The following is a 6,351-nucleotide window of genomic DNA, read 5'->3' on the forward strand; positions in this document are numbered from 1 at the left end:
GCAGGACCGGCACCGGCACCGGCACCGGCACCGGCACCGGCACCGGCACCGGCACCGGCACCGGCACCGGCACCGGCACCGGCACCGGCACCGGCACCGGCACCGGCACCGAAGCCGTCGCCGGCCGCGCCCTCCCCAGCCGCCTCGGCGGCGTCGTCGGGCAGGGCGGCGCTGACCGCGAGCCGCGCCAGGACGCGGTCGTAGGAGCCGCCGCCCCGGCCGAGGCGGACGCCGCGGCCGTCCACCGCCAGCCCCGGGAGCAGCACGACGTCCGCCTCGATGACGGCGTGGGTGCCCAGCCGCTCCCCGCCGGGCTCGTACAGCCGGATGCGCCCCGGGTGCTCCGCCTCGGCCAGCTTTGCCTCGCCCTCGTAGCGGGCCCAGTCCAGGTCGTCGTCGGGGAGCAGCACCGGCAGCAGCACGCGCGTGCCGCGGGAGCGCAGCGCCTCCAGCAGCGGGCGGGTCTCCGGCTCGTGGCCGACGGAGACGTACGCGGCGACGGTGCGCGCGGCGGCCAGCTCCGGCAGGGCCAGCGCCTGCTTCGTCAGCGCCGCCCCGGCGTGTTCCAGCTCGTCGTCGGCCATCGCGGCCCGCACCGCCAACAGGTCCCTGCGAACCTCACGTTTCCGTGCCGCGATGGCCATGCTCTCGTCCACAGTTGCCGCTCCCGGGGCCCGGTAGTGCGGAGCGCACGCGCGGGCGCTCCACCTGCTCGTGCACCCGTCATCGGATGCGCTGTACAAGCAGACTAAACGGATAAGGTGACCGGTATGACCTCAGCGCGTTCCGCGATCACCAAGGCAGTCATTCCCGCCGCCGGCCTCGGTACTCGGTTCCTACCCGCAACGAAGGCCACTCCCAAGGAAATGCTGCCGGTCGTGGACCGACCGGCGATCCAGTACGTCGTCGAGGAAGCGACCAGCGCCGGTCTGACCGACGTCCTCATGGTCACGGGGCGCAACAAGCGGCCGCTGGAGGACCACTTCGACCGCAACTACGAGCTCGAGGAGATCCTGCGGGCCAAGGGGGACGAGGGGCGCCTCTCCCGTGTCCTGGAGTCCAGCACCCTCGCCACCGTCCACTACGTTCGGCAGGGCGACCCCCGCGGCCTGGGTCACGCCGTGGCCTGCGCGGAGCCGCACGTCGGCGACCAGCCGTTCGCGGTGCTCCTCGGCGACGACCTCATCGACCCCCGCGACCCGCTGCTCGCCCGCATGACCGAGGTCCGCGAGCGGCTCGGCGGCAGCGTCGTGGCGCTGCTGGAGGTCGACCCCTCGCAGATCCACCTCTACGGCTGCGCCGCCGTCGAGGCGATCGGCAGTGACGACGTCGTCCGCGTCACCGGCCTGGTGGAGAAGCCGGAGCGCAGCGAGGCACCCAGCAACTTCGCGGTCATCGGCCGCTACGTGCTCGACCCGGCCGTCTTCGACGTGCTGCGGCACACCGCGCCCGGCCGGGGCGGGGAGATCCAGCTGACCGACGCCCTGCAGACCCTGGCCGGCGACCCCTCGCTCGGCGGCCCGGTCCACGGCGTCGTCTTCCGCGGACGGCGGTACGACACGGGCGACAGGGCCGACTACCTGCGCTCGATCGTCCGGCTCGCGTGCGAACGTGAGGACCTCGGGCCCGACTTCCGGGAGTGGCTCACCACGTACGTCAACGGGGAGATGCGAGAGATTGAGTGACATCTGGTCGGTCAACGACCACCTGGAGGACATCCTCGCCGCGGTGAGGCCGCTGGAGCCCATCGAGCTCCAACTGCTCGACGCACACGGCTGCGTGCTGGCCGAGGACGTCACGGTGCCGATCGCCCTGCCGCCGTTCGACAACAGCTCGATGGACGGCTACGCGGTGCGCTCCGCCGACCTCCGGGGATGCGACCACTCCGCCCCGGCCCGCCTGGTGGTGACCGGCGAGGTGGTCGCCGGCACCGGCGACCCGCCGGTGGTGGGCCCCGGCCAGTCGGTCCGCATCATGACCGGCGGGCCGGTGCCCCAGGGCGCCGACGCCATCGTCCCCGTGGAGTGGACCGACGGCGGCAGCGGCCACGGCCCCGCCGAGACGATGGCACCGGGCAGCGTCGCCTACGGGCAGGTCCAGGTCTTCCGGGCGCCCGAGCCGGGGCAGTACATCCGCCCCCGCGGCAGCGACATCGCCGCGGGCTCCGTGGCCCTGACCGCCGGCACGCTGATCGGCGCGCCCCAGGTGGGGCTGCTCGCCGGTATCGGCCGGGCCTTCGTCCGGGTCCGACCCCGCCCGCGGGTGGTCGTCGTCTCCACCGGCAGCGAGCTCGTCCGCCCCGGCGACGAGCTGGGGCCGGGCCGGATCTACGACTCCAACAGCTTCACGCTCTCCGCCGCCGCCAAGGAGGCCGGTGCGGTCGTCTACCGTGTCAGCGCCGTGGCCGACGACGCCCGCGCCCTGCGGACGGTGCTGGAGGACCAGCTGATCCGCGCCGACCTGATCGTCACCTCCGGCGGCGTCAGCGTCGGCGCCCACGACGTGGTCAAGGAGGCGCTGAGCAATCTGGGGCGCACCCCCGGCCATGTCGACTTCCGGCGGGTGGCCATGCAGCCGGGTAAGCCGCAGGGGTTCGGCGTCCTGGGTGAGGCGCGCATTCCGCTGCTCGCGCTCCCCGGCAACCCCGTCAGCTCCTACGTCTCGTTCGAGGTCTTCGTCCGGCCCGCGCTGCGACGCATGTCCGGGCTCCCCAACCCCTTCCGCCCCGGGGTCCGCGCCACGCTGGAGGGAGACGGCCCGCGGTCCTCCCCGCCCGGCAAACGGCAGTTCCTGCGGGGGGTCCACGACTCCTACCGCCGGACCGTGCGGCCGGTCGGCGGCTCCGGCTCGCACCTCACCGGGGCGCTCGCCCACGCGGACGCGCTGATCGTCGTGCCGGAGCACACCACCGAGATCACCCCCGGCGACGAACTCGACGTGGTGCTCCTGGACACACCCGTCTGACCGGCCGGGGTACCGTTGGCCATCATGAGCAGCACCCGTCTGACGCACATCGACGAGGCCGGCGCAGCCCGGATGGTCGACGTCTCCGCCAAAGAGACCACCCGCCGCACCGCGCGCGCCACCGGCCGTGTGCGGGTGGCGCCCGAGGTCGTGGAGTTGCTCCGCGCCGGGCCGGACCGCATGCCCAAGGGCGATGCGCTCTCCGTCGCCCGCATCGCGGGCATCATGGGCGCCAAGCGCACCCCCGAACTCGTCCCCCTCTGCCACCCGCTGGCCATCTCCGGCGTCTCGGTGGAGCTGACGGTCGCCGACGACGCCGTCGAGATCGCCGCGACCGTGCGGACCACCGACCGCACCGGCGTCGAGATGGAGGCGCTCACCGCGGTCTCCGTCGCCGCCCTCACCGTGGTCGACATGGTCAAGGCGGTCGACCGCGCCGCGGTGATCACCGACATCCGGGTCGAGGAGAAGAGCGGCGGCGCCTCCGGCGACTGGAGCCGGGAACCGTGACCACCGCGCGCTACCGGGCGCTGGCCGTCACCGCTTCCAACCGCGCCGCCGCGGGGGTCTACCGCGACACCGGCGGCCCGCTGGTCGTCGAGGGGCTCCGCGCCCTCGGGTTCGCCACCGAGGGGCCGCAGGTCGTCCCCGACGGTGAGCCGGTCGCGGCCGCGCTGCACGCGGCCGTCGACGCCGGGTACGACGTGGTCGTCACCACCGGCGGCACGGGGCTCACCCCCGGCGACCTCACGCCGGAGATGACCCGTCGCGTCATCGACCGCGAGGTGCCCGGCATCGCCGAGGCGATCCGTGCGGCGGGGCTGGCCACGGTGCCGACCGCGGCGCTCTCCCGCGGGCTGGCCGGCGTCGCCGGCCGCACGCTGATCGTCAACCTGCCCGGCTCCACCGGTGGGGTGAAGGACGGGCTGGCCGTGCTGCGGCCGCTCCTGGTGCACGCCGTGGACCAGCTGCGCGGCGGCGACCACCAGCGCCCGGACGGCGACGCCCCGCCCGCCGGCGGCTCCGGCGCCCCGGTGGCTCACGGCGATGCGGTTGCCGACGACGATGCGGGGGAGCGGTCGTGAGCGCCCACTGGCCGGTCGAACTCGTCGAGGGCGAGGTGGGGCTGCGTCCCATCAGGCAGCGGGACCACGCGAGCTGGCGGGAGATCAACCAGCGCAACCGGGCGTGGCTGCGCCCCTGGGAGGCGACGGTGCCACCGGCGCCGCCGGGACACCACCAGCCGCGTCGTCCGACGTTCCGTCAGAACGTGCGCCACATGCGGGCCGAGGCGCACGCGGGACGGATGATGCCCTTCGTGGTGACCTACCAGGGCCGGATGGTCGGGCAGCTGACCGTCGCCGGTATCACCTGGGGCTCGCTGTGTGCGGCGCACATCGGGTACTGGGTGGACAGCGCGGTCGCCGGACGGGGCGTGATCCCGACCGCGGTCGCGATGGTCACCGACCACTGCTTCCTGACGGTGGGTCTGCACCGGCTGGAGATCTGCATCCGGCCGGAGAACGGCCCGAGCCGACGGGTCGTCGAGAAGCTCGGCTACCGCGAGGAGGGCGTCCGTCCGCGGTACCTGCACATCGACGGCGGCTGGCGCGACCACATCGTGTACACGCTCAACTCCGATGACGTACCGGAGGGGTTGCTGCCGGGCTGGCGCGCCCGCCGCGCGGCGGGCGGTGCGGTGACCGACGGTGTCTCAGCAATCGCCGACCCCGCAGAAAATAAAACAGACATTCGATAAATCCGGTCCTCCTTCATAACAATCCGAGGAAAACACCGGGATGGCGGCCAGAACCCGCAACACACCGCGCAATGTGGCTGATGCGGTCGCGGAAACCCCTCTACCGTGTGACCGTGAACAGCCATGGCCTCATCTTCGCAATGATCGTTGGGGCGTGGGCCGCGTATCTCGTACCGATGTGGCTCCGCCGCCAGGACGAGCTGAACGAAGCCCGTCCGACGGAGCGCTTCAGCACCGCCATCCGGCTGCTGTCGGGCCGCGCGGGACTGGAGCGCCGTTCCGCCCGGGAGACCGAACGGCGCCGCCGCCGCGCCGGCGGGGACGCCGAGCCGGCCGAGCCGGCCGCCGCGTCGGATCACGGTGCGCCGGCCCACGGTGAGGCGGACGCCGAGGGGGACCACCTCGGCAACGCCGGTCAGGCGGCTCCCGACCCCTACTCCGACCTGCGCGGTTACGCCGACCCGGTCACGGAACTGCGCGACGTCACCGAGGACGTGCCCGAGCACGCCGCACGCCAGGCCGCTGCCGACCGGGGCGCCGCCCACGAGGAGCGGTCCGGGGTCCGGGCCAAGGTCCTGGCGAGACGCCGCAGGGTCACCATGCTGCTGTTCCTCACCTTCGCCGGCAGCGGCATCGTCGCGATGTCGATCGGCGGCCCGCTGCTGATGTGGCTCCCCGTCGCGCCCGCGGTGCTGCTCAGCGTCTACATCGTCCACCTCCGGCGGCAGGAGCGGCGCCGCTACGCCGTGACCATGGACCGCCGCCGGGCGGAGGAGGCTGCGCGCCGCCTCCGCGAGCGGCCCCGCCCGCAGCCCGTCGCCCCGGAACCGGCCGCCTCACCGGCGGCCGAGGGCCGGCGGGCGCTGGTCGAGCAGACCGACCACGCCGAGTGGGTCGACCAGGAGCGCGCCGGCGGCGCACCCGACGCGGACGGCTGGGAGCCGGCACCGGTGCCGCTGCCGACCTACGTCAACGCCCCCGTGGCCCCGCGGAGCAACCGCGCCGTGGACCTGGACGCGCCCGACACCTGGAGCGCGGCCCGGTCCACCACCGCCGGGGGGGCGGCGGTGGCGGTGCCCGGCCCGGCCACCTCCGGCGGGGCCGTCCGTCCACAGCGCACACCGCTCTTCGACCAGTACGAGGAGCGCGTCGACGAGGACCGGCCGCGAGCCGCGGGGGAGTGACGGCCCGGCCGGGCCGCGCGGGGAAGCCGATTTCGGTCTCGGGCGGTCGAGGTGTTAGAGTTCTGATCGTTCGCAAGGGCCTGTAGCGCAGCCTGGTAGCGCATCTCGTTCGCAACGAGGGGGTCTGGGGTTCAAATCCCCACAGGTCCACAGCGAGGCAGCTCACGAAGTTCCAGGAACGAGCAGCCAGGAAGATCCCGTTCGGTCGAAAGACCGGGCGGGATCTTCGCGTTGTGCCGCTGGTGTCTCACCGGGTCCGCGTCGTCGCGGGGCATCGGTCACTCCCGCGTCGCGTTTCACGCCAACCCCGGCAGGCACGCCGAGGCGGCCCTGCGCCGCCTCCCGGCAGCTGCCGCACCGCGCTCACGTCCCGCTCTCCGCCACGGTCCGGCCGGGCGTGCCCGCGCGCCCGCCGGCCCCGGCGCGCCGGGGCGCGTCCGGAAG

The 6,351-nt window shown here is 74.1% G+C and carries 7 protein-coding genes and 1 tRNA gene; 7 read left to right on the forward strand and 1 reads right to left on the reverse strand.

Translation table 11 applies throughout. From position 1 onward, the window contains the following. The coding region (locus tag HCN56_RS22490) for a 5-formyltetrahydrofolate cyclo-ligase (protein ID WP_167974019.1) at positions 1-644 on the reverse strand (644 nt) is incomplete at its 3' end. 126 nt (positions 645-770) lie between these two features. Between HCN56_RS22490 and HCN56_RS22495 the strand changes: the two genes are divergently transcribed. The 7 genes from HCN56_RS22495 to HCN56_RS22525 all read left to right on the forward strand — a co-directional run bounded on the left by HCN56_RS22495 (position 771) and on the right by HCN56_RS22525 (position 6,057). Further along, complete coding sequence (locus tag HCN56_RS22495; RefSeq protein ID WP_167974009.1) at positions 771-1,685, forward strand: UTP--glucose-1-phosphate uridylyltransferase; 915 nt, start codon at positions 771-773, stop codon at positions 1,683-1,685. Then, positions 1,678-2,964, forward strand: coding sequence for a molybdotransferase-like divisome protein Glp (gene glp / locus HCN56_RS22500; RefSeq protein WP_209313060.1), 1,287 nt, complete (start codon positions 1,678-1,680; stop codon positions 2,962-2,964). Before HCN56_RS22495 ends, glp begins: the two co-directional genes overlap by 8 nt. Before the next feature lie 24 nt (positions 2,965-2,988). Then, entirely contained in the window at positions 2,989-3,474 is a 486-nt protein-coding gene (gene moaC / locus HCN56_RS22505; protein ID WP_167974013.1) for a cyclic pyranopterin monophosphate synthase MoaC, read from the forward strand. After that, a complete protein-coding gene (locus tag HCN56_RS22510; RefSeq protein ID WP_312871378.1) occupies positions 3,471-4,049 on the forward strand; it encodes a MogA/MoaB family molybdenum cofactor biosynthesis protein in 579 nt (192 codons plus the stop codon). The genes moaC and HCN56_RS22510 overlap by 4 nt, the downstream gene beginning before the upstream one ends. Continuing rightward, the gene (locus HCN56_RS22515; RefSeq protein ID WP_167974015.1) at positions 4,046-4,723 is read left to right on the forward strand and encodes a GNAT family N-acetyltransferase; all 678 of its coding nucleotides are present in this window, start codon (positions 4,046-4,048) and stop codon (positions 4,721-4,723) included. The genes HCN56_RS22510 and HCN56_RS22515 overlap by 4 nt, the downstream gene beginning before the upstream one ends. A gap of 113 nt (positions 4,724-4,836) precedes the next feature. Next, positions 4,837-5,907 (forward strand): divisome protein SepX/GlpR, encoded by a 1,071-nt coding sequence (gene sepX / locus HCN56_RS22520; RefSeq protein WP_167974017.1) that lies wholly within the window; start codon positions 4,837-4,839, stop codon positions 5,905-5,907. Positions 5,908-5,983: 76 nt separating this feature from the next. Continuing rightward, positions 5,984-6,057, forward strand: a tRNA-Ala gene (locus HCN56_RS22525). The last annotated feature ends 294 nt before the right edge of the window (positions 6,058-6,351 follow it).

The organism is Streptomyces lonarensis (genome assembly GCF_012033735.1).
Lineage (GTDB): Bacteria > Actinomycetota > Actinomycetes > Streptomycetales > Streptomycetaceae > Streptomyces > Streptomyces lonarensis.

Bases quoted from the DNA above. Each gene is read 5' to 3' on its own strand.
- HCN56_RS22495 (WP_167974009.1), top strand. From the start codon at position 771: ATGACCTCAGCGCGTTCCGCGATCACCAAGGCAGTCATTCCCGCCGCC.
- moaC (WP_167974013.1), top strand. From the start codon at position 2,989: ATGAGCAGCACCCGTCTGACGCACATCGACGAGGCCGGCGCAGCCCGG.